Origin of the sequence: Thioalkalivibrio sp. ALJ7, assembly GCF_000376865.1 — a bacterium.
In the GTDB taxonomy this organism is placed as follows: domain Bacteria; phylum Pseudomonadota; class Gammaproteobacteria; order Ectothiorhodospirales; family Ectothiorhodospiraceae; genus Thioalkalivibrio.
This window is the reverse complement of the sequence record NZ_AQXQ01000011.1, coordinates 227,732-253,215: the sequence shown is the minus strand read 5'-3', so window position 1 is coordinate 253,215 and position 25,484 is coordinate 227,732. Positions and strand designations below refer to the sequence as shown.

Here is a 25,484-nt window from a genome sequence, read left to right as displayed (position 1 = left end):
GAGAAAACCGGGGATGGCCTTGTGGCGGGTAGGATGCGGATGAGCGCAGCGAATTGCATCGATCCCGTGGAACGGCCGGCCCCCGATTCGTTTCACTGGGCTCTACGCATCCTGCCCCCCCTGAAAATTTGTCGCCCTTCTCCGCGTCCTCTGTGCACTCCGTGGTGCAATCGCCCTTGACCTTGCCCTTCTTCGTGCCTTCGTGCGCTTCGTGGTCAATCCGCTTTTGACCTGGCCCTGCCTCGTGGAGCCGCGGCTGCCCCACCGGCGTGCGGGAAATCGGCTTTGCAGCGCCAAAAAAAGTTCATTTTGGGGGTGTTGGATTTTGCCCAGGATGCGGCGTATAGTCGGAAGCGTGATTCGTGGTTGAGCGACAACACTAGGAAGTTTCTAGTTATTGAACCAGTGCTCCCGTTGATCTGTTGGCAGCATGCCGCGAACACATTTGTTTGTTACATGAAGAGGTTACAAGTTGTGAATACTGGTGTTGTGAAGTGGTTCAACGAGAGCAAGGGTTTCGGTTTCATCACCCCCGATGATGGCGGCAAGGACGTGTTCGTCCATTTCTCCGCGATCAACGGTTCGGGTTTCAAGACCCTGGCCGAAGGTCAGAAGGTCTCCTTTGAAATCCAGGAAACCGCCAAGGGCCTGGCCGCCGGGGAAGTGACCGCCATCTAAGGCGCCACATCCCAAGGCTGACGGCTCCTTCGTTGGACCGTCCGAAAAGGCCGCCTCCGGGCGGCCTTTTTCGTGCCTAACGCCCTGTATTCACCACGAAGGCACGAAGAAGGGCAAGGGCATTTTCACCACAGAGGACACAGAGATCACGGAGAAACCTGCAAAGACCTAATGCGGATACCGGCTCGGGGGCGGCAGGATGCGGTGAGCGATGCGAAACGCATCGCCTTCGGTCCGTCCGCTGGGATTGATGCGATTCGCTGCGCTCATCCACATCCCCCCACCAAACGAACCCTGCTTTTCTCCGTGTCCTCTGTGCCCTCTGTGGTGCAATCGCCCTTGACCTTGCCCTTCTTCGTGCCTTCGTGCGCTTCGTGGTGAAATCGCTCTTGACTAGGTCCTTCGTCGCGGCCTTCGTGGCGAAGGCAACGGTCCGGCGCGGGTGATTCAAGTACACTGCGGGGCTTTCCCGAAGGCTGGCCCCGCACGCGATGAACCGTCTGTTCCGTTCCACCGCCGTTGTCAGTGGCATGACCATGATCTCGCGAATCATGGGCTATCTGCGCGACATGGTGCTGGCGGTAACCTTCGGGGCGGGGGCCTCGACCGACGCCTTCTTTGTCGCGTTCCGCATCCCCAATTTCCTGCGTCGCCTGTTTGCCGAGGGCGCCTTCAACCAGGCGTTTGTCCCGGTGTTCGCGGAGTTCCGCGAGAAACGTGGTCGCGAGGCCCTGCGCGACCTGCTGGACCACACCGCCGGCACGCTCATGACCGTGGTCACCGTCGTAACACTGATCGGTGTGCTCGCCGCGCCCTTGCTGATCTGGGTGTTCGCGCCAGGGCTCGCCACACAGGAAGAGGGGCGCCAGGATCTGGCGGCACAGATGCTGCGCATCACCTTCCCCTACCTTCTGTTTATCTCGCTCACCGCGATGGCCGCCGGCATCCTGAACAGCATCGGGCGCTTCGCGGTGCCGGCATTTACCCCGGTCTTCCTGAACCTGTCCCTGATCGTGGCCGCGCTATGGCTCGCACCGATGTTCGCCGAGCCGATCGTGGCCCTGGCCTGGGGCGTGTTCATCGCCGGGGCTTTACAGCTCGCCTTCCAGATCCCGTTCCTGCTGCGCGCCGGCCTGTTGCCGCGCCCCCGTTTCCGCCGCGCCCACGAAGGGGTCCGGCGCATCGTCAAGCTGATGCTGCCGGCGATCCTCGGGACCTCCGTCGTCCAGATCAACCTGCTGGTGGACACCCTGATCGCGTCGTTCCTGGTCGCCGGCTCGATCTCGTGGCTGTACTTCGGGGACCGCTTCGTGGAACTGCCCCTGGCCCTGTTCGGCATCGCCATCGGCACGGTGATCCTTCCGCGCCTGGCACGCCAGTACAACCTGGCGGACCCGGCAGCCTTCAACCGCACCCTGGACTGGGCCCTGCGTCTGGCCATGCTGGTCGCCCTGCCGTCTATGGTCGGGCTGGTGGTGCTGGCGGTGCCGATCCTGGCGACACTCATCCAGTACCAGGCATTCACCCAGTTCGACACCTACATGAGCGCGATGGCCCTGGCCGCCTATGCCCTGGGCCTGCCCGGCTTCATCCTGATCAAGGTCCTGGCGCCCGGCTTCTTCGCCCGTCAGGACACCAAGACCCCGGTCAAGATCGCGATCATCGCCATGCTCTGGAACATGGTGCTGAACGCGGCCTTCGTGCTGCCGTGGTATCTCTCCGGCACGCCGGGGGCCCACGCGGGGCTCGCGCTCGCGACGTCGGCCTCGGCCTACATCAACGCCGGGTTGCTCCACCGCGGACTGATCCGCGAAGGCATCTATCAGCCGGGCCCCGGGCTGCGCCGACTGCGCCTGGGCCTGCCTCTGGGCCTGGCCGCAATGATCGGCGTGCTCGTCTGGCTGTCGCCGGAGTTCGGCCAGTGGACCGACTGGTCCATCCGCACCCGCCTGCAGGCGCTGACCGGGCTGATCCTGGCCGGCACCGCGACCCTTGCCGCCACGTTGTGGCTGGCCGGCCTGCGGCCGCATGACCTGTTGCTGCACGAGCCACAGACGAGCACGGATCGATGATGCCCGTCACCACCCGGGCGGGTTATACTTTCGGTTTTGCGCGGGATTGGGGCGATGCGGCTCATTCGCGGCCTGGGGCCGGCCGACAGCAAGGCATTCGAGGCAGCCGGCGTTCATGGCGCGGTGGTGACCATTGGCAACTTTGATGGTCTGCATCGTGGCCATCAGGCTGTGCTGGGACGCCTACTTGAGGCGGCGCAGGATCGCCAAGCGCCGGCGCTCTTGATGACCTTCGAGCCGCTGCCGCGCGAATACTTTGGCGCGCGCAGCCATGCGCCCTCCCCTCCCGGACGCCTGCAACGCCTGCGCGACCGCTTGATCACCCTGGGCAATAGCGCTCTGGGCACGGTCTGGGTTCTACGCTTCGATGCGCGTCTGGCACAGCTGTCAGCCGCGGCCTTCATGGAGGAGGTCCTGCATCACCGCCTCGGCGCCCGACATGTGCTGGTCGGCGATGACTTTCGTTTCGGACGGGGGCGCGAGGGCGATCAGTCGACCCTGCAGGCAGGCGGTGCACAGCACGGGTTCACGGTGGAATCCACACCGACCGTGCGCGACGCCGAGGGCCGCATCAGTAGCACACGCGTCCGCGCCGCCGCCGTCGCGGGAGATTTTGCCCAGGTGGCGGAGCTGCTGGGGCGACCCTACCGCCTGCATGGCCGGGTCGCGCATGGCGACAAACGCGGGCGGACGATCGGCTTTCCCACCGCAAATCTGCGTATGGGGCCATGGCCGCTGGCGCTGCGCGGGGTATATTCCGGCTGGCTGCGGCGGGCCTCCGGCGAGGCCTTGCCCGCCGTCGCGAACATCGGCTGGCGGCCGACCGTGGCCGGTACCGAACAGCGCCTGGAGGCCCACGTACTCCAGGGCCAACCCGGCCTATATGGCGAGGCCGTCTGCTTCGAACCCGTCGCGCAGGTGCGTGGCGAACAACGTTTTGAGGGTCTGGAGGCGCTGCGTGAACAGATCGCGCGCGACGTCGAAACCGCCCGAACCCAACTCTCGCAATTCAGCTGAAACCGGCCCACAGGGTCGATCCGGAACTCGCTCATGGCACGCAAACCGGCACCGCCGAATCCCTACAAGGACACCCTCAACCTGCCCGAGACGGCGTTCCCGATGCGCGCCGGCCTGGCGACGCGGGAGCCCGAGTGGCTGGAGGCCTGGAAAGCGGAGGATCGCTACCAGCGCCTGCGCGAATACTGCGCCGGGCGGCCGCGCTTCGTGCTGGCGGACGGTCCGCCCTACGCTAACGGCTCGATCCACGTCGGCCATGCGGTCAACAAGATCCTCAAGGACGTGATCGTGAAGAGCCGGACCCTGTCCGGCTTTGACGCGCCCTACGTACCGGGCTGGGACTGCCACGGCCTGCCGATCGAACTGAAGGTGGAGCAGAAGCTGGGCAAGGCCGGCCGCGACGTGGATGCCGCAACCTTCCGCAAGGCCTGCCGCGAGTATGCCCAGGAACAGGTGAATGGCCAGAGCGCGGACTTCCAGCGCCTCGGTGTGCTGGGGGACTGGGACAATCCCTACCTGACCATGGACTACCAGGTAGAGGCAGACACCGTCCGCGCGCTGGGCACCATTTTTAAGCGCGGCCACGTGCAGATGGGCGAGAAGCCGGTGCACTGGTGCGTGGACTGCGGCTCGGCGCTGGCCGAGGCCGAGGTCGAGTACGAGGACAAGTTTTCGCAGGCAATCGACGTACGCTTTCGCGTGGTCGACGACATCGACTTCCTGCGTCGCTTCGACGGCATCGATGGCTCGCGCGGCCCCATCAGCGTCGTGACCTGGACCACCACCCCATGGACATTGCCCGCCAACCAGGCGGTGGCCCTGCACCCGGAACTGGATTACGCCCTGGTGGAGCTGGAGCACGAGCGCATCTTGCTTGCTGAGGCTCTGGTCGAGGACTGTCTCAAGCGATACTCGCTGGGCGAAGGCCAGATCGTGGCCCGCGCCAAGGGCCAGGCGCTGGAAGGCCTGATGCTGCAGCATCCTTTCCTGGAACGTCAGGTCCCGCTGATCCTGGGTGATCACGTGACCACCGAGACCGGTACCGGGGCCGTCCACACCGCCCCCGGCCACGGCCAGGAGGACTACGCGGTGGGGCTGCAGTACAGCCTGCCGGTGGAGAACCCGGTGGGCCCGGACGGCCGCTTCCTGCCGGACACCCCTCATTTCGCCGGCGAGAACGTACATCAGGCCAACGGCCATGTGATCGACGTGCTGAAGGACCGCGGCGCGCTGATCGTGGCGGTGAAGTTCGAGCACAGCTACCCGCACTGCTGGCGCCACAAGACCCCGATCATCTTCCGCGCAACCCCGCAGTGGTTCATCAGCATGGAGCGCGCCGAGTTGCGTGCGGACGCGCTGAAGGCGATCGCCGACACCCGGTGGATGCCGAGCTGGGGCCAGGCCCGCATCCACGGCATGGTGGTCAACCGGCCGGACTGGTGCATCTCGCGCCAGCGCAACTGGGGCGTGCCGATCCCATTCTTTGTGCACAAGGAGACGAACCGCCTGCACCCGCACACCTCCGAGTTGGTGGAGGCGGTGGCGCAACGGATTGAGCAGAACGGCATCGAGGCCTGGTTCCAGCTGGATCCGAAAGAACTGCTGGGCGACAAGGCGGATGACTACATCAAGCTGAACGACACCCTCGATGTGTGGTTCGACTCGGGGGCATTGCACTCCACTGTTGTCCAGAAGCGTCCGGAGCTGGGCGATCTGCCAGTGGATCTGTTCCTGGAGGGATCGGATCAGCACCGCGGATGGTTCCAGTCCAGCCTGCTGACCAGCGTCGCCATGCGCGGCGAGGCGCCCTACAAGGCGGTGCTGACCCACGGCTTCACCGTGGACGAGAAGGGCGAGAAGATGTCCAAGTCGCGCGGCAACGTGGTCGCGCCGCAGGAGGTCGTCTCCACGCTGGGGGCAGATATCCTGCGCCTGTGGGTCGCGGCGACCGACTTCTCCGGCGAGATGGCGATCTCCAAGGACATCCTCGACCGCACCGCCGACGCCTACCGCCGCATCCGCAACACCACCCGCTTCCTGCTGGGCAACCTGAACGGCTTCGAGCCGGCCGAGCACGCCCTGCCCCTGGACGAGCTGCTGCCGCTGGATCGCTGGATCGTCGCCCGCGCCCTGCAGGTGCAGGAACAAGTGACCCGCGCCTACGACGACTACCAGTTCCACCAGATCTACCAGCGCGTGCACAACTTCTGCTCGGTGGAACTGGGCAGCTTCTACCTGGACGTGATCAAGGATCGCCAGTACACCACCCAGGCGGACTCGCATGCGCGGCGCTCGGCCCAGACCGCGCTGTACCACGTGGCCGAGGCCCTGACCCGCTGGGTCGCCCCGATTCTGACGTTCACCGCCGAGGAGATATGGGAACTCCTGCCCGGCGAACGCCCCAACAGCGTGCTGTTCTCCACCTGGTACGAGGGGCTGGCGCCACTGCCCGAGGACGCCGCGTTCTCCGATGGCGACTGGGACCGCATTCTGGAGGTGCGCACGCATGTCGCCCGCGCCCTGGAACTGGCGCGCAACGAGCAGGGTATCGGCGCCTCGCTGAATGCCGAGATCGACCTGCATCTGCCGGCCGATTCCACAGCGCGTGCGTTGCTGGAACGCCTGGGCGACGAGCTGCGCTTCGTGTTGATCACCTCCGAGGCTCGCCTGGCCAACGGCGCCGCCCCGGAAGGCGCACACAGCGCCGAGCTGAACGACGGCACGGCGCTCAGCATCGTGGTGCACAAGAGCGAGCAGGCCAAATGCGTGCGCTGCTGGCACCGCCGCCCGGACGTGGGTGAACACGCGCAGCATCCGGAACTGTGCGGGCGTTGCGTCAGCAACGTGGAAGGCCCGGGCGAAACCCGGCGTTTCGCCTGATGCGCCTGCAGGGTTCCGGCTTGGGCCCGGGCCTGGTGATCGCAGCGGCCATCGTAGCCGCCGACCAGGCCACCAAGGTCTGGGCCGAGCACGCGCTGACGCTGTTCGCGCCAGTGGAGATCACGAGCTTCTTCAACCTTTCGCTGGTATACAACCCCGGTGCGGCCTTCAGCTTTCTCGCCGGGGCTGGGGACTGGGGCCGCTGGTTGTTGAGCGGCATCGCCTTGGTCATCGGCCTGCTGATTATCGGCTGGCTGGCACGCCTGCCGCGCCAGGCCTGGTGGTCGGTGACCGCCCTTGGCCTGGTGCTGGGCGGGGCCATCGGCAACCTGATCGACCGCCTGCGCTACGGTGCAGTGGTGGATTTTCTGGACTTTCACTGGGCGGGCTATCACTGGCCGGCCTTCAATGTGGCCGACATGGCGATCGTCATGGGGGCCATCACGCTGATCGTGGCGACCTTCATCGAAGGCGACCACAGCCATCCGCCAACGCATCGGGAGTAAGCATGACCACCGCGACCAAAGGCGCGCGCATCGAGATGCACTATCGCCTGATCCTGGAGAACGGCTATCTAGTGGACGGGACCGGCGACGAACCCATTACCCTGGAAATCGGATCCGGCGAGATCCTGCCCGGCCTGGAGGACCTGTTGGTCGGCCTGGAGCCCGGCGACCACCGGGAATTTGCGATCGAGGCCGGCATCATGTTCCCGTTTCGGGATAAGGCGGCAGTGCAACAGATGCCCCGCTCGCAGTTTCCGGACGATCTGCCGCTGGAAGTGGACTATATCTACGAATTCAACAGCCCCTCCGGCGACGCCGTTCCAGGGCGTATCGAGGCGGTTGAAGACGACACCGTCACCGTCGATTTCAACCACCCGCTGGCGGGTCAGAACTTCACCTTCGAGGTGGATGTGGTATCCGTAAAGGAACCGCAATAGGTCGCGAACGACCGCAGGAGAACAGCATGAGCATGCAGGCCCAGCTCGCCAATCCGCGTGGTTTCTGTGCCGGGGTGGAACGCGCCATCGAGATCGTGGAGCGCGCTCTGGAGATTTACGGCGCGCCGCTGTACGTACGCCACGAGGTGGTGCACAACCGCCATGTGGTCGGGCGCCTGACCGATGCCGGTGTGCGCTTCGTCGAGGAACTGAACGAGGTGCCGGACGGCCAGGTCGTCATCTTCTCCGCGCACGGCGTGCCCAAACGAGTGCAGCAAGAGGCCGAGCAGCGCGGGCTGACGGTATTCGACGCGACCTGCCCACTGGTGACCAAAGTCCACCTGGAGGTGGGCCGCTACGCCCGCGAGGGCCGCGAGGTCGTATTGATCGGCCACGCCGGCCACCCCGAGGTCGAAGGCACATTAGGCCAGTTCGACGACTCGCAGGGAGGGCGCATGATGCTGGTCGAGACCATCGCCGACGTCGAAAACCTCGAGGTCACGAACCCCGATCGGCTCGCCTTCGTCTCCCAGACCACGCTGTCGATGGACGACACCGCCGGGATCATCGATGCCCTCACCGCGCGCTTCCCGAAGATCGAAGGCCCGCGCAAGATGGACATCTGCTACGCCACCCAAAATCGCCAGGACGCGGTGAAGGACCTGGCAAAGCAATGCGACCTGCTGCTGGTAGTGGGCTCCAAGAACAGCTCCAACTCCAATCGCCTGAGCGAGATCGGCGCCCGCATGGGTGTGGAGTCCTACTTGGTGGACGGCGCTGCCGACATCAACCCCGCCTGGCTGGAAGGCAAGAGCCGCATCGGCGTCACCGCCGGCGCCTCCGCCCCGGAGGTCCTGGTCAACGAAGTCCTGGACTTCCTCAAGGGCCACGGCGTCGAAACCATCTCCGAACTCTCCGGCCGCGAAGAGACCATCACCTTCTCCATCCCCTCCGGCCTGCGCCGCGAATCCGCCTGACACCCTCGTCTTTCCTGGCGCCGCTTTGTGTTCACCACGAAGCTCACGAAGGCACGAAGAAGGGCAAGGTCAAAGACGATTGCACCACAGAGTGCACAGAGGACACGGAGAAAGACGACAAAGGTTTATATGGTAGGACGCGATTCGCTACGCTCATCGGAATCCTGCCGCCCACAAAACCATCCCTGGTTTTCTCCGTGTCCTCCGTGATCTCTGTGGTTAATCCGCCCTTGCCCTTCTTCGTGCCTTCGTGAGCTTCGTGGTAAAACCCGCCCTTGACCTTATTCGGGATACATAAACGACATGGATGATCGACCGCGTTTTCGGCTGAGTATTCGCTGCCCGGATCAGCACGGAATTGTTGCGCGCATCGCCAACGCGATCGCCAACACCGACGGCTGGATCACCGAGGCAGCCCAGCACACCGACGCCGAGGCCGGCTGGTTCTTCATGCGCTGGGTGTTCTCGCTGCCCGTGGACGCCGAGCCCGCCTTGCGCGAACGCCTGGACGAACTGGCCCTCGATCTCGGCATGGACTGGTGGCTGGCTTCGGCAGACACCCGGCCCCGTGTCGTGCTGATGGTCTCGCGCGAACCCCACTGCCTCAGCGACCTGCTCGCACGCTGGAGCGCTGGCGAACTGGAGATGGAGATCCCGGCCATTCTCTCCAACCATCGGGACCTGGAGCCCCTGGCTGCCTGCCACGGCATCCCGTTCGAGCACATCCCGGTACCCAAAGAGGGCCGTGAGGGCGCGTTCGCCCAGCTCCAGCAACGCCTGGGCGAACTCGCCCCGGATGCCATCGTGCTGGCGCGCTACATGCAGATCCTGCCGCCGACTCTGTGCGATGAGTACCCCGAGCGCATCCTCAACATCCACCACAGCTTCCTGCCCTCGTTCGTCGGCGCACGGCCCTACCACCAGGCCTTCGCCCGTGGTGTAAAGCTGATCGGTGCGACCTGCCACTACGTCACCGAGGACCTCGACGCCGGGCCGATCATCGAACAGGACGTCACCCGCATCCGCCACGATGACGGCGTGCAGGATCTCATCCGCAAGGGCCGCGACGTCGAACGCTGGGTCCTCGCCCGCGGCCTGCGCTATCATCTCGAAGGCCGCGTCCTCACCCACGGCAACAAGACCATTGTCTTCGATTAATCATCGAAGGGAGCGCTTCACTGCCGCCAACTAACGCTGAACCGGACGCCACTGGCATCCAAGTCACGCCCGCACCCGTCGCCGACACGCGCCTGGACTAGACTCCGCGGGTAGCCCAAATCACAAAAGCGGGCGACGGGAGACCCAAGATGGCGAACGAAAACGGCATCCCCAGGACAATCCACTCCAGACGGTGGGCCTGGCATCAACTCCTCCTGCTGGTGCTCATGGCGGCTGCCCTCGCGCTAGGCGCCCCCTCGGCCTCGGCCGAACGGCTTCCGGACACCATTGATCGGGTCAAACCCTCGGTCGTCGGAGTCGCAACCTTCCAGCCAACACGAAGCCCGCGGGCCGACTACCTCGGGACCGGCTTCGTTATCGACGATGGCCGACTGGTCGTAACCAACTACCATGTGATTCCCGAAACGCTGGACCAAGAGCGCCGCGAACGTCTGGTGGTCATCAGCGGGGAGGGCCGCAACACAGAGGTCCACCACGCCGAAGTCGTCGCCCGCTCGGTGGATCACGACCTGGCTCTGTTGCGAATCGCTGCGCCGTCGCTACCAGCTCTTCGCCTCGGCTCATCGGACTCGGCCCGCGTCGGCGAGGAAGTGGCATTCACCGGCTACCCCATCGGGATGATCCTGGGTCTCTATCCCGCCACCCACCGGGCCACGATCTCCGCACGCACGCCGATGGTGATTCCGGCCCGGAGCTCAGCCGAGCTCGATGAACGTCGCATCCGCGCCCTGCGCAACGATCCGCCGATGGTTTTTCAACTGGACGCCACCGCCTACCCGGGCAACAGCGGGAGTCCGCTGTTCCGCAAGGGTTCGGGCGAGGTAATCGGCGTCATTAACCAGGTCTTCGTACAGGGCGGCCGCGAAGCTGCCATCGGCCAGCCCAGCGGCATCAGCTACGCCATCCCCTCCGACCGAATCCGTCCCTTGCTACAGGAATACCGCAACCAAAGCGGCAACTGACGCTCCGCAAGGTCAAGGACGAATTACAGGAAGATGGGAAGACCGGAAGAAAGGCTGGAATTTTTGGGGCTGTCATTGCGAACGTGGCACGGCAGTCTCCTGGAGGGATGCTGGCGGTAATCCTTGCAAATCGCCACGTCGCTTCGCCACTCGCGATGACCGGTCGATCGGCGGTGTCGGCATCCTGGTTGGGTGCAGGTGATCGCGATTTCAGGTTGAGGTCACCAAGACTCCCGGCTCCCTGGCAACGAATCTGAATTCCTTCCCGCCTTCCCACCTTCCTGCGAACGGCCTTTGGCCTGGTCCTCCTCTGGGCCCTCTGTGCCCTCCGTGGTGAGCCGACCTTGACCTCACCCGTGCTTGTCGGGTTCGGGTTGTACATCCGTGTCGTCTTCCTTTTCGGCGAGGAAGGCCTTGTAGAACAAGTGCCGCACCAGCAGGCCCGGCGGCATCTTGAGCCAGTGTCCGCGCAGAAACAGGAGCCCGCGAGCGGTCCCATCCTGCAACGGTGTGCTGGAGGCCGCCCGCGTCTGGCTGCCATGATGGAACATCCAGCGTGCCACCGGGTTGATGCGCCGAGCACGCGGCGAGGCCGCGAGACGCCTTACAACCTCGGGCGGAATGTCCGTACCCAGATGACGGCCACACAACCAGAGTGCCCGCTGCGCCAGCCACGTCACCTCCAGCGCATCGGCCTCGACCAGCAGTGCCTCCCAGAACCCATCGCCCTCGCGAGCGGCGAAGTGGTTCACCAATACGTGGATATCGTTAACGTCGCGCAGACCGCGTTCCCAATCGGTCTCGGAGAACAGGTGCACCATGGCGTGCAGCACCATGTGTGCTGGCGCCAGCATGCGGAAACGCCACGGCGCCGGCAGGGCCACACTCTGCTCGCGCAACCTGCCGGCATCCGGTCGGACGCGGAAAGTGCGCGGCAGGATATTGTGGTGCAGGTCGAGTGTAGTCCCCCGCTGGCGGTGGGCCAGAGGGGGCAGCTCGTGCATCCACTCGCGGTAGTAGCGCTGATCGTAGTCGTTGTGGTGCGACCCCGCCCATCCATCGAAGAAAAGCAGTGACTCTGCCCGTTCGATCTCCGCCTCCGGAAAGAGCAGGTCGATATCGTTAGCCAGACGTCCCTGTGCGTTGGGCAGATCCGCCAGCAGGTAGGCTGCCCCCTTCAGTAACACGGGCGGCGCCATTCGCGTCAGCATGCCTCGACCCAGCTCCTCCAGCTCCCAGCGCAGGGCCTCGGCACGTCGTTCCGCTACCCATGCCGCCCCCTGCAAATGCAATGCAACTGGCTCTGGAAGGTCCGTCTCCAGCCCTGCCTCCCGCGCCCGTTGCCAGAGCGCACCCAGCAGGGACGTCTCGCGTGCTGCCGCGAGCATCGTGGACCATTCCCCGTCGGTCCGCTCGGCCATGCTTTCGGGCCGCGCAAGGGCCAGGCACAGCGCTCGATTACCGTCCATCGGCCAGCCTCTGGAACACGTCCATCGCCTCGTCAAGGTCGCCGTAGACGAAATCAAACGACCGAACCCGTTCGCTCAGCCCACCCAGACCATGGAAAGCCCGGGTTCCCAGCGCCGCATAGTTGAAGGCGTTGTCAATCAGTCCGGTCAGGCATTCTCCCGGACTGCGTTCGATGAGCCGTGCCGGTACCCCTTGGCGATACTGCGGAAATATGACCCAGGCTGGTTCCGCCACCTCCCCCGCACGTTCCACGGATGCCTGCGGCGGGGACATGTGCGACACAGTACCCTTCAGTGTGTCGTGGACCGGCGCATTCAGGCGAGCATCCGGACAGAACCCGCGAATCACATCGATGGAGACATTTTTCAGGCTGACGGGCCGCACCGGACCGGACACCGTTCCGGCATCCAGATCCAGCAGTACGGATTCGTCGGTCAGAAGCCGCCAGCCATTGTGGGCCAGGGCGGCGCACAGGGTGCTTTTGCCGGAGCCAGGGGGTGCGGGCAGCAGCACCGCGCGACCACCCCGCTCGAGGGCGGCGGCGTGCAGGACGAGGCGATGCTGGACCAGGCTGGCGATGCACCAGTTCATGCCCCATTCGAGCATCGGATAGGCCTGATGATAGGCAAGCGGCTTGAACACGCTGCGCCGGTCGGACAGGAAGAGCACCTGGGGGTGATAAAACCGGCGCAGCGTACGCGGGGCGCGCAGTTCGCAGTCGAAATCGTGAAAGGCACCCGGCTCGTGCACTGGATAGTCGCGGTAAACCGAGGCCAGGCCTTCAGCTACGCTGGCAATCCGGCTGCGGATCCGCGTCACGAAGGGGCCAGTCTCCAGTAGCAAGCCGTCGCCGGCGAGACGCCGACGAACGACCGTAGGCCCCAGGCTGCGCAGAGGAACACGCTCTAGAGGCACTCCGTGCGTTCCCGGATCAGTCGATTGTGCTGCAGCGCGGCAAGCCATTCGGCAAGGATACCGGCATCGGCCGCGTTCCACTCAAGACAGTCGGACAACTGCGCCAGCACCAGCGGACCATTTTCCTGCAGACACTGGAGAATCGCCCCGGCGACAGGATCCAGGAGATGGGTGTCCCCCGTACCGGTATGGAACGCAGCCCATTGTTCGCCGCACGGACGAAGATGCACGCTGGCGCAAGACTCCAGGAGCTTATCGGACAAGGCTTGTACCGAAGCGAAGGAGGGCGGTCAGGCCGATCACGGCCCCCAGGTCGGCGTGTCCATCGTGTTTTCGAGGAAGGCTTTCACCTGTTCCGGTTCCAGGCGATCGCCGCTGTTGGCGATGTAGTGGCCGTCGACCAGAGTGTCGGTCACGATGTCCCGCACCATCTGCTCGGACAGCGGGTACCCCGGCGTATAACGCGCGTTCAGCAAGGCCGCTGCGCCGAAGCGGATGATCTGATGCTCGTGCGGGAGACCTGTGAGCCCCAGGACACTGGTGGAGGCCGCTACCGCCCCGAGCATCGTAAGCGGAATCTCCTCCGCCGAGTTGTCCGACTTACCGGGCTTACCGGGCTTACCGGGCTTACCGGGCTTACCCGAGTTACCGGGGCCGACAGACTCCGCATGCTGGCGATAGTCGTTCGTCATCCCCGGGAAACCGTAATCCGACGCAAACGCGATACCCTCTTCGACCGCCTGACGCCACGTCGGATGGTTCTGAAACGCCGCACTGTTAAGGTTCGTGCTGTTGTTGTTGGCCGAGCCACTCCAGTAGCCAGGCGTACGTCCACCGCATTCCTGCGGCTCATCATGGCGGGAGGTGTTGCCGGACACCCAGCCGGAGGGCATGCAGTTCGCGCCGGCCGCTTTCAGCGGCGCTGAATGCAGCGTCATCAGCACCGGCGCAGTGCCCAGCGCCGCCTTGCTTAGGCGCCGCCGGGTCCGACCATGCGCATTGAGCGCGTCCTGCGGCGCTTCCGAGCGCGGATCCTGCTGCTGATCGTGATTCATTCGCTTACCTCCGGGATGCTCGGCCGAGCGGCGCATCGCGCCTTGTTCCACCGAGTCCCGCATGCCATTGTTCCAAGTACGTTCAGTTTCATCCTAGCGCGAGAACTGGGCCGTGCCTACTGTTCGAACGCACTGATACTAGAAGGAAAGCAAGTTTGATACCACAGCGAGATAACGCTACAACCGACTGTTTTAAAAGGAAGCTTGTCCGCCGCAGTTTCTTACCCGCTCCGCAGCCCCGGAAACCGTAAAGAAACATGACACCCGACCTGGGCACCGACATCCGACTCGACAGCCTACTCAGCCGCCAAGCCAACCTCCTCCCGAACGCCCCAGCTCTGGAGAGTGGCTCGGACTGTTGGTCGTTTGCCGAACTCGACGATGAAACTGAGCGTGTCGCCGCGCTGTTGGTCGAGAGCGGCATCCGCGCCGGAGACCGGGTCGCCGTTTACCTCGAAAAACGGGCAGAGGCGGTCGTCGCCATGTTGGCCGCAAGTCGTGTTGGCGCCTTGTTTGTACCGGTCAATCCCGGCCTTCGCCAGCGTCAGGCGGAACACATCCTGCGCCACTCTGAGTCTCGGCTTCTGGTGACATCGAGCGCTCGCCTCGAGGCCCTGACACCCGATCCTGACTCCAGCCACCTCACGGAATCGCCGTTTCGAGTGCTGCTCGTGGACCACGGCGCGACCGACCATCCGCCACACAGCGGCGCCCTGGCCTGGAACACTGCTCCTATGGCGCGCGTCATTTCACGCCCACCAAGCACCGATCACGATCCTGTCGCAATCCTTTACACATCCGGCAGCACGGGTGCGCCCAAGGGTGTACTGCTGTCGCATCGCAATCTGCGCGCAGGGGCCGCCAGCGTGGCGACTTACCTTGAACTGGGCACAGACGATCGCCTCATGGCTGTACTGCCCTTCAGTTTCGATTACGGTCTGAATCAGCTTCTATCCAGCCTGCACGCGGGCGCCTGCTGCCGGCTGACCGAATACGTTTCCGCGGCCGCACTCGTGCAGGAAGCCGCCCTGTTCCGGGCCACGACGCTGGCCGGCGTACCCACTCTCTGGCAGGCCCTGGTGCGAGAGTCGTGGCCCGAAGGGCTGATCCACAGCCTACGGCAGATGACGAACACGGGCGGTCATCTGCCCGAAGCAACGGTCCGTGGATTGCGCGAGAAGGCTCCTGATGCCCGACTGTTCCTGATGTACGGTCTTACCGAGGCCTTCCGCTCAACCTACCTTGATCCCGACCTTGTGGACCGCTTTCCCACATCCATCGGCCGAGCCGTACCCAATGCCGAGATTGCCGTGGTCCGCAGCGATGGCTCGCGTTGCAATCCGCTAGAGGAAGGCGAGCTGGTGCACCGAGGGGCCTTCGTTGCACTCGGTTACTGGAACGACCCGGAAGCCACGGCCGCTCGCTTCCGGCCCTGGCCATTAACACCCGCGGAGCATCCCCGCTCGGAGATCGCCGTGTGGTCCGGGGATCGGGTCTATCAGGACGCGCAAGGACTTTTGTATTTCGCCGGACGCGACGACGACATGATCAAGACCTCCGGGTATCGAGTCAGTCCCACCGAAGTGGAAAGCGTTCTCCTGGAGTCGGCATACGTTGTGGAGGCCGTCGCGCTGGGCGTACCCGACGACGAGCTGGGCGAAGCGGTAGCGGTCATCTTCCAACCTCGCCAGGCATCGGTAACGCCCGCGAACCTGAGCCGGTGGTGTCGCAAGACCCTACCAGGCTACATGCAACCCCGAATCTGGGTGCCGCTCCCCGAAGGCCTACCCCTCACGGCACACGGCAAGATCGACCGCAGCTATCTGCGACGAGCACTAGAAGACGGCACGCTACAGCCTGAACCTCGGGGGGACGCGAGCTAACCACCACATGGTGACGGCCACCATCGGGCCCCAACCGCTGGCGAAAAAAAGCAGAGCATCCCGGCTCAAAGAATCGACTTGACCATGCACTAACGGCGCCGCACCCCGGCTGATATCGCTCGGCTACACTGCATTCACCACGCCTTGCATACTCGTCGCACCGAGTCAGGCGTGAACATGCACATACCTCAGCGCCTCCGGGAAACTCTAATGGCACAGACAACCGAGCTCGCCCCCCATTACTGGCCGGAGGGACTGGAGACCGACTCGCAGGGACAACTACTGATTGCCGGCCAGCCCGCCAGCATGCTCGCAATGCAACACGGTACGCCCCTATACGTTTACAACGCTGAAGACGCTGGCGTGCGAATTCAGGACCTGCGTAGCCAGCTTCCCGATGGGGTTAAGCTGCACTACGCCGTCAAGGCCAATCCGCATTCACAGCTACTGCGTCGGCTCGCCCCGTGGCTGGACGGCATGGATGTCGCCTCGGCCGGCGAGCTGCAACGCGCTCTACACGCCGGCATTGCGGGGCGTGACATCTCGCTCGCAGGACCGGGCAAGACCACGACCGATCTGCAAGCCGCCCTGAACGCCGGCAGTGTGGTCGGCATCGAATCCTTTACCCAACTGCACCAGGCGGCTGATCTAGCGCGCGGACAAGGGCACCGCGTACCCATCAGCATCCGGCTCAATCCGGACTTCCGATTAAAATCCTCGGGGATGCACATGGGCGGCGGCGCCTCGCCCTTCGGCATTGACGCCGAAGAGGTCCCCGAACTGCTGGAAGAGGCCCGGCACCTGCCCGTTTATATCGCGGGGTTTCAGATATACGCCGGCTCCCAGAATCTCCAGGCCGAGGCGATTGCGGAGGCCCAGGCGCGGTCGCTTGATCTGATCCTGAATGTCTGTCCGGGCGGCATCATCCCGGAATTCGTGAACCTCGGCGGCGGCTTTGGCATTCCGTATTTCCCCGGGGATCGGCCACTGGAGATTGCACCCATTGCCGAGGGGCTGGCCCAGCTTCAGGTTCGGCTGCACGAACGTTGGCCGGAAACGGGTCTAGTGCTCGAACTGGGCCGCTACCTGGTAGGGGAATCCGGGGTTTATCTGACACGCGTTGTCGATCGAAAGGTATCGCGTGGTGAGACCTTCCTGGTGACGGATGGCGGGATGAACCACCACCTCGCGGCCTCCGGCAATCTGGGGCAGGTAGTACGGCGCAACTTTCCGGTGGCCGTCGCCACCCGACTCAATAACCAGGCGAGCGAAGTCGTGAATATCGTTGGCCCCCTGTGTACCCCGCTCGACCGCCTGGCCAGCCAGGTACACCTGCCGCACGCTGAACCTGGCGACCTGATCGCCATCTTCCAGTCCGGCGCCTACGGCCTCACGGCCAGCCCCGTCGCCTTCCTCGACCACCCACTCCCCGCCGAGATCGTCCTGTAGAGAAATCCCACCCCACAGCTCACAGAGAAAGGCGCGGTCAAGAGCTGTTCACAGGAATATGAGATGACAGGAAGGAATTCAGATTCGTTTGTTCTAACGGTGAGGGGCTTGCGGGACGCAATGGATGGGACTGTGATCTTCGGCCGTCATCAATAGTCCGTTGCCCGAGAGCCCCCTAACGCCAAGAAATCCGTCATCGCGAGTCGCAAAGCGACGCGGCGATCCGCGAGAGATTGCCCCTGCGCTTTCCGGAAGTTGGCCGCGCGACACGCGCAATGACAGTCTGACCAATCCAGCTCTGCTTCTTATCCTCTTACCTGCCTGTAAATCGCCCTTGCCCTTGACCCTTCTCTGTGGGCTTCGTGACCACTGTGGTGAAAAACGCCCTTGAATTTCACAGGCGCCGGGCGCGGAGGATGAACGAGTGGCTCAGCCCGGCCGCCAACGGAGGAAGGGCGCTCAGAAGCCCTCGTGTGGGTCGGCTTTCCAGCACGCCCTGCAAACGCGCCAAGCGCCCCGGCGCAAGAGGAAGCCAGTACAGCGCCATCGGATCCAGCCCTGCTGCGCGGGCAGCCTGCTCCAGGCTCGCTCGCGTGTCATAACGCAGATGGGGCGGGCGACCGGCGCGATGACGGCGGTACTCCTGCACCCGTGTTGGCAGACACCGGGCATTGAGCGCATCCACCCAAATCTCACCGCCTGGGCGCATCACTCGTGCCATCTCGGCAAGGGCCGGGACCGGGTCCGAGAGCGCCTGCATAACGCCAAAACAGAGAATGCCATCGGCGGTTGCATCCGGTAACGGCAATTGGTGGATGTCCGCCGCCAGCCAGTCGATCCCGTCGGGGCTTCGATCACGGGCCTTTTGCACCGATGGCGGGGAATAATCCAATCCCACCGCCTGATACCCCTCAACCTGCAGCATTCGCGTGTAGGTCCCGGCACCACAACCGATATCCAGCCAACAGCCTTTTGGCGGACTGGCGAGCCGCCACCAATGCTGAAACTGGCGGACCCGGCTGTTCAGCCCCGTGGGGGTCCAGCCCGCAATACCGGCATCGTCGTCCCACTGGGCCCCACGCTCGACAAAGCGCCGCCGCCAACGCTGTTCGAACTCGGAATCCGTCATGCCTTCTCGCCCCCACCCACGCAGCCAATCAATTCCGCGGCCGCGACCAGCACGTGATCGCGGGATAGACCCGCCCGAGTCATTTCGTCGAACAGGCTGCGAGCCAGAATCCTTGCCACGGCCTCCGGCTCATGGGTAATCGGCCCTTCGTCGCCCTTTGCCTCCCGTGCCAGCGCGACTTGCGCAAAACTCGTACGCAGCAGCCCCTTCAAACGATGGACCAGGACCGACTTGGCCACCACCAGAGCCAGGATCAACGCCATGCGGAAATCCTCATGGGTCAACCGGTCCCGCCCCCTGGGGCTGTCGATGTTGATTACACCCAGGAGGTCCCCCTCCAGAATCACAGGAACCGCAATCACGTCCACCGGGCCGGAGCCTTCGGCCCGAAGCGCCTCGGCTGCAAGATCGGAAGCATGTAGATCCCGAATCAGCAGCCCCTTGCCCGCGCTCGCCACCCGCCCCGCGATTCCCGAACCCAGCGGTTGCCGAACGTCATAGGCCTGATCAGGCAGATACCCATGGTGCGCCTGAACCCGAAGGCGGGCGTCACCTCCGTCCGAGTCCCGCTTTAACAGCATGATCGAACAACGTTCGCATTCCATGGCATGACCCACCAGCGCTGCCAACCGCGAAAGACCCTTCTCCAACGACTCGGCATCTTCGACGAAAGAAGCCAATTCCAGCAGGCGTTCATCAAAGGTGGAAAAGGCCTCATTCATGAGTTTCGGATTCCAAAAGTCATTGATCCATGTGCACGTGCGGAAAACCGGCCACCCCTCCAGCCAATACCATCGGCCATTCTACGGTGGCCGCAATGACGCAGCAGTACGCAACCAACGCGAAGCGTGAGTTGGCCCGGTTGCCGCCCCCAGGGCCGCAGACTAATCTTCGGGTTGAATACTCGATTCACTCACACGCACACGTAGTAGCCCAGGGTCCCCCGGATCCCAGGCCACATGCGCAGCGCAACCGGACGAGCACCCGTGACACGTGTCCTGCAACGATTTCGCAGTCGTCGGCGCGATCTGGGCCTGGCAAACGCACTGCTTCTGGGACTCCACGGGGCATTGCAACGCCTGAATGATCATCTGGGTCTGGCACGCTACTACCTGCTCGCGCAGCCGGTAGGGCAGATGCATGCATCCGGCAACCGTCCGGGGCGGCTGCAAATCCGGGACATCACGGAAGACCCCGCGGCCCTGGCACAGTTACCACGAGCGACGGAGCAGGTGCGTTATCGCCAGGAACATGGTGGCGTTTGTCTTGCCGCGTTCGCAGCGAACGGCGAGACCCACATGCTGGGCTTTATCTGGCTGCTGTTCGGGCCCTATCACGAGAACGAGCATCGCTGCGTTCTGCAACCGCCGCCGGATGCGCCCTGCGCACTGGACGTGGATGTGTATGTCTTCCCCGAGGCCCGGGGCGGCCTGGTATTCGCCGAACTGTGGCAGGCGGCCGACCGCGCCTTGCAGGAACGCGGGATCGAATGGAGCCTGAGCCGAATATCGGCCTTCAACGGAAGCTCCTTGCGCGCCCATGAACGCCTGGGTGCCCGACGCATCGGAAGCCTCTACTTCCTGCAACTGGGCCGCTCCGAACTCCTGCTCACCGGCCGCCCCCCCTTCCTCGCCCTGACCCGTCCAGATGGGCACGTCCCGACCATCACCCTGCACCCTCCCGCCAACCGCGCTTAACGCCGTCAAGGGCTGTTGCACCACAGAGCGCACAGAGGACACGGAGAAGGGCCCGGTCAACGGCTTATTGACCACGAAGCTCACGAAGAACGAAGGAGGGCGAGGCCAGGGTCAAGAGCGGTTTACAGGAAGATGGGAAGATACGAAGAAATTCGGATTGATTGGTTTTAGGAGGTCGGACTTAGGGGTAACGATGATGCGACGTGACCGGTAACCGCTTCGCCAGCTGGCAACCCAAAAAACCGCTCACTCGAAAAAATTGCGTCATCGCGAGTGGCGAAACGACGCGGCGACCTGCAAGAGATTGCCGCGCTGTGCCCACAGCGACAGCCCTTTTCAATGCAGCGCCCTTCTCCCTGAACTCTGTGCCCTCTATGGTGAGCCCATCTTGACCTTGACCTCCTTCGTGCCTTCGTGAGCTTCGTGGTAAATCGGCCCTCGACCTGGCCCTTGTCCTTCCCTGTGTCCTCCGTGTCCTCTGTGGTGAATACGCCCTTGACTTGCCTCTTGGCCGGAGCCGACTGCGCCCAGGAGCAGCACCAGGTAGAACAAGAGCGCCACGCTGGGCGAGAAAAAGATGGTGCCGAAAACGCCGACCGCCAGCGCACCCAGGACGCCGGCCAGACTGCCCAGGGCAAACGCGTCGCCCCGCAGCGCCCGGCGCAGCAACAGCCAGAGCGCTGCCAGCGTCAGCCATACGAAAGCCACCAAACCCAGCAGGCCCTGATCGAGGTAGATCTCCAGCCACTGGTTCTCGACCCGCCAGGGCCACAGGTGGTCGGTCGTGAAGTACCAGTGTCGGCCCTGCGCCGCGAAATCCGCGTTGAGTAGCTGCTCACGGCCCGCGACGTCGGTCAATTGCACGTAATCAATCTCCAGAACGCTCGGCCCGCCGCCCGCGTGCGCAAGGGACAGGACCAGGCCGCGCCGGATCGGCCACGGGCGCGTATCCATTTCGCTCAGATCCAACGTCCAATGCGACTCCTTCCACTCCGCACCCGATGACACCGAGATCTGCGCGGAGACACACTCGAACGAGTGCCGGATCGGCTTCTCGCACAGATAAATCCCCAATCGACCGCCCTGATCGCTACGCACCCGAACGCCAAGGGCATACGGTTGGCTACGATCCAGCGCAACACGCTGATTCAGATACACCGAATCGCCCGTGCCGAGATGCAAGCTGTCATCAGCGAAGGCGAAATTCGCCGGAACACGGCCTTCCGGGTACGCCTGGCGATACGCCTGCGGGAACTGGCCCAGGCCACGCCCAATCCACGGACTCAAGGCATTGCCCCCCGGCAGGTCCAGCGCGAGCCGCCAGTGCGCCAGGCGCGCGTCCAGACCCTCGGCCACCTGGCTCATGCGCTGCTCGGCCACACCACCGAGCAGGGTCGGCAACAGCACGCCGGCGGCGACCAGGAGGACTGCCGCCATGGCACTCCCGCGGCCGGCCCGGCGTGTCCGCCCCCGCAGCAGCATGAGCGCGCCCACCAACAGCACCGCCGCAAGCCCGACCAGAAGGCCGAGATAGCCCCCGCGGGAATAGGTCATGGCCACGGCGTAAAGCGCCCCTAGTGCCAACACCAGAGTTGCCGCCCAGGCCAGGGGGGCACGCTGCCGCCAGGCCCAGATCAGAGCGACCGGGAGCGCGAGCACGAGGAACGTCTCGATGCTCGGGCCACCCACATGCATGTCCGTAAACCAGCCCGAGATGCGATAGGGATGGGCAAAATCCAAAAACCCCGGATAGGTGACGCGTTCCCGCAGAACCACCAGGATCGTGGCCAAGAGCCCCAGGGCCACACCCGCCGGGAACCAACGACGGATTGCCTCGCGGGGTGTCCCAGGCGCCCCGCGAACCAACGCAAGCAGGATCACCGCCCACAACAAACCCTTGGCGACCCGAAGTGCGTTCCACTCGGTTGCGTAGTGCGCCATATGGCCCGGCTCCCAGGCCGGCCAGGGCCAGAACGCGATCACCAGCGCAACCAGCGTGGAAACGACCAGCAACCCCAAAGGCCACGACACAACCCGCGGCAGATCCAACCCCTGTCGCGGGGAACGCCAGTGCCACAGGGTACCCGCAACCGTCATCAGCAGGAACAGATCCAGCTCCCCGACAAACAGCCTCCCCGTGTACAGCGACCCGTCCAGCAATGGGATGAGGGCCGGGATTACCAGAAGCCAGGCAAAGGGCCAACGGATAAGCGCCACCGCATAGGCGACCAGGCCCAACACTAGCCACCCCGTCGCCACCGGCCAGGCCGCCGCGATCCCCAGTACCACCAGCGCCAGGCCACTGGCAATCCACCTGTTCCAGGAAAACGCAAAACCGGCGCCCGGATCGAGCGGCTCTGCATGCAACTCGGGCTTCGCCTCAGGTGCTGACGGCGCTTCCGATTCGAGGGCGTACGTGGGCCGGCTCGCCCGCACAAGCCAGTGCAACGTGCCCGCACTGGCCGCAGCCGCCAAAGCAGCCAGGACCAGGCTGGTGCTGTCCGGACGCCCCGTTTCCAGGAACAGCTTGCCGGACTCGACCCACAAGGCCGTCAGCGCACCTGTCAAAGCCGCCAATCGGGCCAACCCTGTCCAGCGCGGGGAGCGGTCCAGGTACATTAACCACACCAGCACGCCTACCGGCAGATACATCAGCACGTGCAGCGCCACACTGCGCAGCGCCGCCACTTCGGACACGTGGTAGTGATAGTAGAAAGGCAGCAGTCGCGTATCCGCCAGGCGCTGCGCCGCCGTCTCCAGATCCAGGTGATACGGGCCGAACTCGTAATTCACAGCCAGCAACAGAAAGACGTAAATCGGGGCGCCCAGCGCCAGCAACGAAATACGCCACTGCTGCAACCAGCGGATCAGGCCATGGGGATGGGAGGGCAAGAAGCCGACCAATGCAACACCCACCACCATGCCCAGCGCGCGCGTAATAACCGAACGCCCCTCAGCAATACCCGAGAGGGTCATCAGGTTGGCCAGCTCCAGGGAAACGGCCACAGGAATCACGAGCACCACCGCCCAAACCCGTGCACGGCCGTTTCCCAACATCCACACGCCAATCAGCAGCCCCACCGGCATACTGACCAGGACTTCCAGTCCCAACCCGAGACCACACGCCAATCCTTCCCGGCAGGCGCCCGGTGCCACCCACCAACCCCAGGCATCGGATTGCAGCCGCTGAGCCAACTCCTCCGTCGACAGCACCAGATCGAACGGCACCAGACCGACCAGCACGTAGGCCACCGCATATCCCGCGAGCGCCAGACGCAAGGTGGCAGGGCCGGACCGGCCTAGCACCGTGAGCCAATGCGCTAACGGGCGCCGCAACGCAAACCAGGCAACGGCACCCAGCAACGCGCCCGTAAAGTTGCCCAGGATGTCAGCCCCGGCGGGATACCGGTAGGGCAACCACACCTGAAGAAACTCCACCGTCGCCGTCACCAGCAAACCGAAGGCCGCCACCAGGAAGACCGTCCCGATCACCACACCGGACCGGCGCGAGGCATACCCCACCCACGCCGCCAGGAAAAAGCCCAGCGGCAGGAACATCAGGACGTTGGACATAAACTGCTGGCGGCCGCGCGCACCCGGCCCGGTCATCTGCATATTGCTGTAGATCGCCCAGGCGCGTTCCAGCGAGAGCTCCCGGAATTCGAAGGGCAGCAGCGTCACGTAGAGCGCCGCCGCCAGCGACAAAAGGGCCCAGAACCCGCAGATGGAACGCGACCAGGGCGCCATTGGCGGCCCCATCGCCATCAACCGCCCCGGAGTTTGCGCAGGGTATGCTCCACACGGAACCGCCATCGCGGCCGTCGCAGTCGCACCTGCAGCATCTCGCCCTGGCCATTCCCCAGGCTGCGCTTGTACTGGCTGTCGCCCATCAGCAGATCGTAGCGGGCGAAGCCCTGCGTCGCCGCCAGCCCAATCGCCTGGGCATGACACACCAGTCCCGGCTTCAGCTTCGGGTCATCGCTGTAGCGGAATCCGCTTTGGTAATTGCAGATGTAGTCCCCCGCCGCCAGGTTATAGAGATACCCGACCGGGCCCTCCACGCCCTGGACCCGCAGCACCTGCGCCCGGCCATCCGGTGCACCCCGGGTAATCAGGCACTCGTGGAAGTCGCGCATAAAGGTACTGGCAAACGCGCCTGGCTTGCCCCGCGCAGTCCACTCCTCCTGATGCCACTCGACCATCGCCCGGAACCACTTCAGCGCCTGCTCTGAACCCGTGGCCCGCTCCACCGTCAGCGCGTCCTCTCCGCCGTACCCGCGCATGGCCCGCCGTATCTGATAACGGGTATTGCGGCTAAGCCCCGCCAGATAATCTTCCAGCCCACCCAATCCCTGCAGGTCCACAAAGTGGAAGGGCTTGCGGTCCACCACCTCCGGCTGCAGAGCAAGACCCTGCAATGCCCGCTCCAGAACCGCCCAGCGCTCCGCCGCCAGCCACCCCAGCGAGAATTCGTCCCACTCGGGGCCTTGCGCCAGCAGGTCCTCCAGTAGCGCCCGCAGTGCCTCCGGCTCGTGCGCTGTGTCGCCGGCCAACCCGTTGTGCTCCAGGGTCACCCGATCCAGTTCCGCGTCACCCGTCTCGTTCAGGTAGACCACGCGCGAAGGGATGATTCGGGACCGTAACGCCCCTCGCCGATACAGCGCAGCCATCAACTGCTGCCCCGCCGGCCCGGTCACCTGCACCGGCTCCGGGGTCACGCCCCCGTCGGCGGCCGCAAGCAGACAGCGGAACCAGCCATGCGTCAGAAAAGGAACAGCGGGCGCGCGCGCATCCAGCGCCACCCAAGCCGTACCGGCGTCATCAAGCGACAGGCGTGACAGCCTCCAGTCATGCATTCGTTGGCCAATCCAGAGAAGCGAACGCGTTAGTCTCGCACAAGCCACCTACGCAGAAATGCGGCCCTCGAAGTCCTCCCTAACGTTCGGCATCACACCGCATGCCACGAATCATCGAAGGCTAGGGAAACACTCGTTAATGTACGCATTCGCGTTGGCACCCCAGGTTTTCCGAGACAAGGCGCGGTGTGCAGCCGGTAGTGGATCTACCGGCAAGGGCCGCAACGCAGGATCGGGGAACGTTGGGTACCAACCCCAAGGGGCTCGGCCGCCCGTTGCTGATCAAAAACGGGCGCGCGCACGGCGTTGCGGTTCCCTTGTG

The 25,484-nt window shown here is 64.4% G+C and carries 20 protein-coding genes; 12 read left to right on the top strand and 8 right to left on the bottom strand.

Annotation, left to right across the window (positions count from 1 at the left end; genetic code table 11):
* Window positions 1–474: 474 nt before the first annotated feature.
* The 9 genes from D002_RS0107490 to D002_RS0107450 all read left to right on the top strand — a co-directional run bounded on the left by D002_RS0107490 (window position 475) and on the right by D002_RS0107450 (window position 10,708).
* A complete protein-coding gene (locus tag D002_RS0107490; RefSeq protein WP_018873518.1) occupies window positions 475–678 on the top strand; it encodes a cold-shock protein in 204 nt (67 codons plus the stop codon).
* 491 nt (window positions 679–1,169) lie between these two features.
* Window positions 1,170–2,750, top strand: coding sequence for a murein biosynthesis integral membrane protein MurJ (gene murJ / locus D002_RS0107485; RefSeq protein ID WP_018141295.1), 1,581 nt, complete (start codon window positions 1,170–1,172; stop codon window positions 2,748–2,750).
* A 54-nt stretch (window positions 2,751–2,804) separates the two neighbouring features.
* Window positions 2,805–3,767 (top strand): bifunctional riboflavin kinase/FAD synthetase, encoded by a 963-nt coding sequence (locus D002_RS0107480; protein WP_018141294.1) that lies wholly within the window; start codon window positions 2,805–2,807, stop codon window positions 3,765–3,767.
* A gap of 33 nt (window positions 3,768–3,800) precedes the next feature.
* Window positions 3,801–6,647 carry an isoleucine--tRNA ligase gene (ileS, locus tag D002_RS0107475; RefSeq protein ID WP_018141293.1) on the top strand — a complete coding sequence of 949 codons (2,847 nt, stop codon included), beginning with the start codon at window positions 3,801–3,803 and terminating at the stop codon, window positions 6,645–6,647.
* Entirely contained in the window at window positions 6,647–7,153 is a 507-nt protein-coding gene (gene lspA, locus D002_RS0107470) for a signal peptidase II (protein ID WP_018141292.1), read from the top strand. The genes ileS and lspA overlap by 1 nt, the downstream gene beginning before the upstream one ends.
* Window positions 7,154–7,155: 2 nt before the next feature.
* Window positions 7,156–7,590 (top strand): peptidylprolyl isomerase, encoded by a 435-nt coding sequence (locus tag D002_RS0107465; RefSeq protein WP_018141291.1) that lies wholly within the window; start codon window positions 7,156–7,158, stop codon window positions 7,588–7,590.
* A 26-nt stretch (window positions 7,591–7,616) separates the two neighbouring features.
* Complete coding sequence (ispH, locus tag D002_RS0107460; protein WP_018141290.1) at window positions 7,617–8,567, top strand: 4-hydroxy-3-methylbut-2-enyl diphosphate reductase; 951 nt, start codon at window positions 7,617–7,619, stop codon at window positions 8,565–8,567.
* 303 nt (window positions 8,568–8,870) lie between these two features.
* Entirely contained in the window at window positions 8,871–9,725 is an 855-nt protein-coding gene (purU, locus tag D002_RS0107455) for a formyltetrahydrofolate deformylase (protein ID WP_018141289.1), read from the top strand.
* Window positions 9,726–9,952: 227 nt separating this feature from the next.
* A complete protein-coding gene (locus D002_RS0107450; RefSeq protein WP_026181590.1) occupies window positions 9,953–10,708 on the top strand; it encodes a S1C family serine protease in 756 nt (251 codons plus the stop codon).
* A gap of 350 nt (window positions 10,709–11,058) precedes the next feature.
* Here the strand turns inward: D002_RS0107450 and D002_RS0107445 are convergent, their stop codons facing one another.
* Genes D002_RS0107445 through D002_RS0107430 form a run of 4 tightly spaced genes read right to left on the bottom strand, consistent with a single transcriptional unit; the run spans window position 11,059 to window position 14,148 of the window.
* Entirely contained in the window at window positions 11,059–12,177 is a 1,119-nt protein-coding gene (locus tag D002_RS0107445; RefSeq protein WP_018141287.1) for a nucleotidyltransferase family protein, read from the bottom strand.
* Window positions 12,167–13,072, bottom strand: a complete 906-nt coding sequence (locus D002_RS0107440; RefSeq protein WP_026181589.1) for an HprK-related kinase A — start codon at window positions 13,070–13,072, stop codon at window positions 12,167–12,169. The genes D002_RS0107445 and D002_RS0107440 overlap by 11 nt, the downstream gene beginning before the upstream one ends.
* Before the next feature lie 11 nt (window positions 13,073–13,083).
* Entirely contained in the window at window positions 13,084–13,356 is a 273-nt protein-coding gene (locus D002_RS0107435; RefSeq protein ID WP_155996163.1) for an HPr-rel-A system PqqD family peptide chaperone, read from the bottom strand.
* Between the two features lie 36 nt (window positions 13,357–13,392).
* The gene (locus tag D002_RS0107430; RefSeq protein WP_018141284.1) at window positions 13,393–14,148 is read right to left on the bottom strand and encodes a hypothetical protein; all 756 of its coding nucleotides are present in this window, start codon (window positions 14,146–14,148) and stop codon (window positions 13,393–13,395) included.
* A gap of 257 nt (window positions 14,149–14,405) precedes the next feature.
* On the opposite strand from D002_RS0107430, the gene D002_RS0107425 reads away from it, so the two are divergent.
* Both D002_RS0107425 and D002_RS0107420 read left to right on the top strand, forming a co-directional pair.
* Window positions 14,406–16,031 (top strand): acyl-CoA ligase (AMP-forming), exosortase A system-associated, encoded by a 1,626-nt coding sequence (locus tag D002_RS0107425; RefSeq protein WP_018141283.1) that lies wholly within the window; start codon window positions 14,406–14,408, stop codon window positions 16,029–16,031.
* 210 nt (window positions 16,032–16,241) lie between these two features.
* Window positions 16,242–17,480 carry a pyridoxal-dependent decarboxylase, exosortase A system-associated gene (locus tag D002_RS0107420; protein WP_018141282.1) on the top strand — a complete coding sequence of 413 codons (1,239 nt, stop codon included), beginning with the start codon at window positions 16,242–16,244 and terminating at the stop codon, window positions 17,478–17,480.
* Between the two features lie 394 nt (window positions 17,481–17,874).
* Here the strand turns inward: D002_RS0107420 and D002_RS0107415 are convergent, their stop codons facing one another.
* Both D002_RS0107415 and D002_RS0107410 read right to left on the bottom strand, forming a co-directional pair.
* Window positions 17,875–18,609 carry a class I SAM-dependent methyltransferase gene (locus D002_RS0107415; protein ID WP_018141281.1) on the bottom strand — a complete coding sequence of 245 codons (735 nt, stop codon included), beginning with the start codon at window positions 18,607–18,609 and terminating at the stop codon, window positions 17,875–17,877.
* Window positions 18,606–19,331: a GAF domain-containing protein gene (locus D002_RS0107410; protein WP_018141280.1), complete on the bottom strand. Its 726-nt coding sequence runs from the start codon at window positions 19,329–19,331 to the stop codon at window positions 18,606–18,608. Before D002_RS0107410 ends, D002_RS0107415 begins: the two co-directional genes overlap by 4 nt.
* Before the next feature lie 264 nt (window positions 19,332–19,595).
* Between D002_RS0107410 and D002_RS0107405 the strand changes: the two genes are divergently transcribed.
* Window positions 19,596–20,306, top strand: a complete 711-nt coding sequence (locus D002_RS0107405; protein ID WP_231362926.1) for a hypothetical protein — start codon at window positions 19,596–19,598, stop codon at window positions 20,304–20,306.
* 372 nt (window positions 20,307–20,678) lie between these two features.
* Here the strand turns inward: D002_RS0107405 and D002_RS0107400 are convergent, their stop codons facing one another.
* The gene (locus D002_RS0107400; RefSeq protein WP_155996159.1) at window positions 20,679–24,053 is read right to left on the bottom strand and encodes a VanZ family protein; all 3,375 of its coding nucleotides are present in this window, start codon (window positions 24,051–24,053) and stop codon (window positions 20,679–20,681) included.
* 17 nt (window positions 24,054–24,070) lie between these two features.
* On the bottom strand, window positions 24,071–25,162 hold the full coding sequence (locus tag D002_RS0107395) for a GNAT family N-acetyltransferase (protein WP_018141277.1): 1,092 nt from the start codon (window positions 25,160–25,162) through the stop codon (window positions 24,071–24,073).
* Window positions 25,163–25,484: the final 322 nt, after the last annotated feature.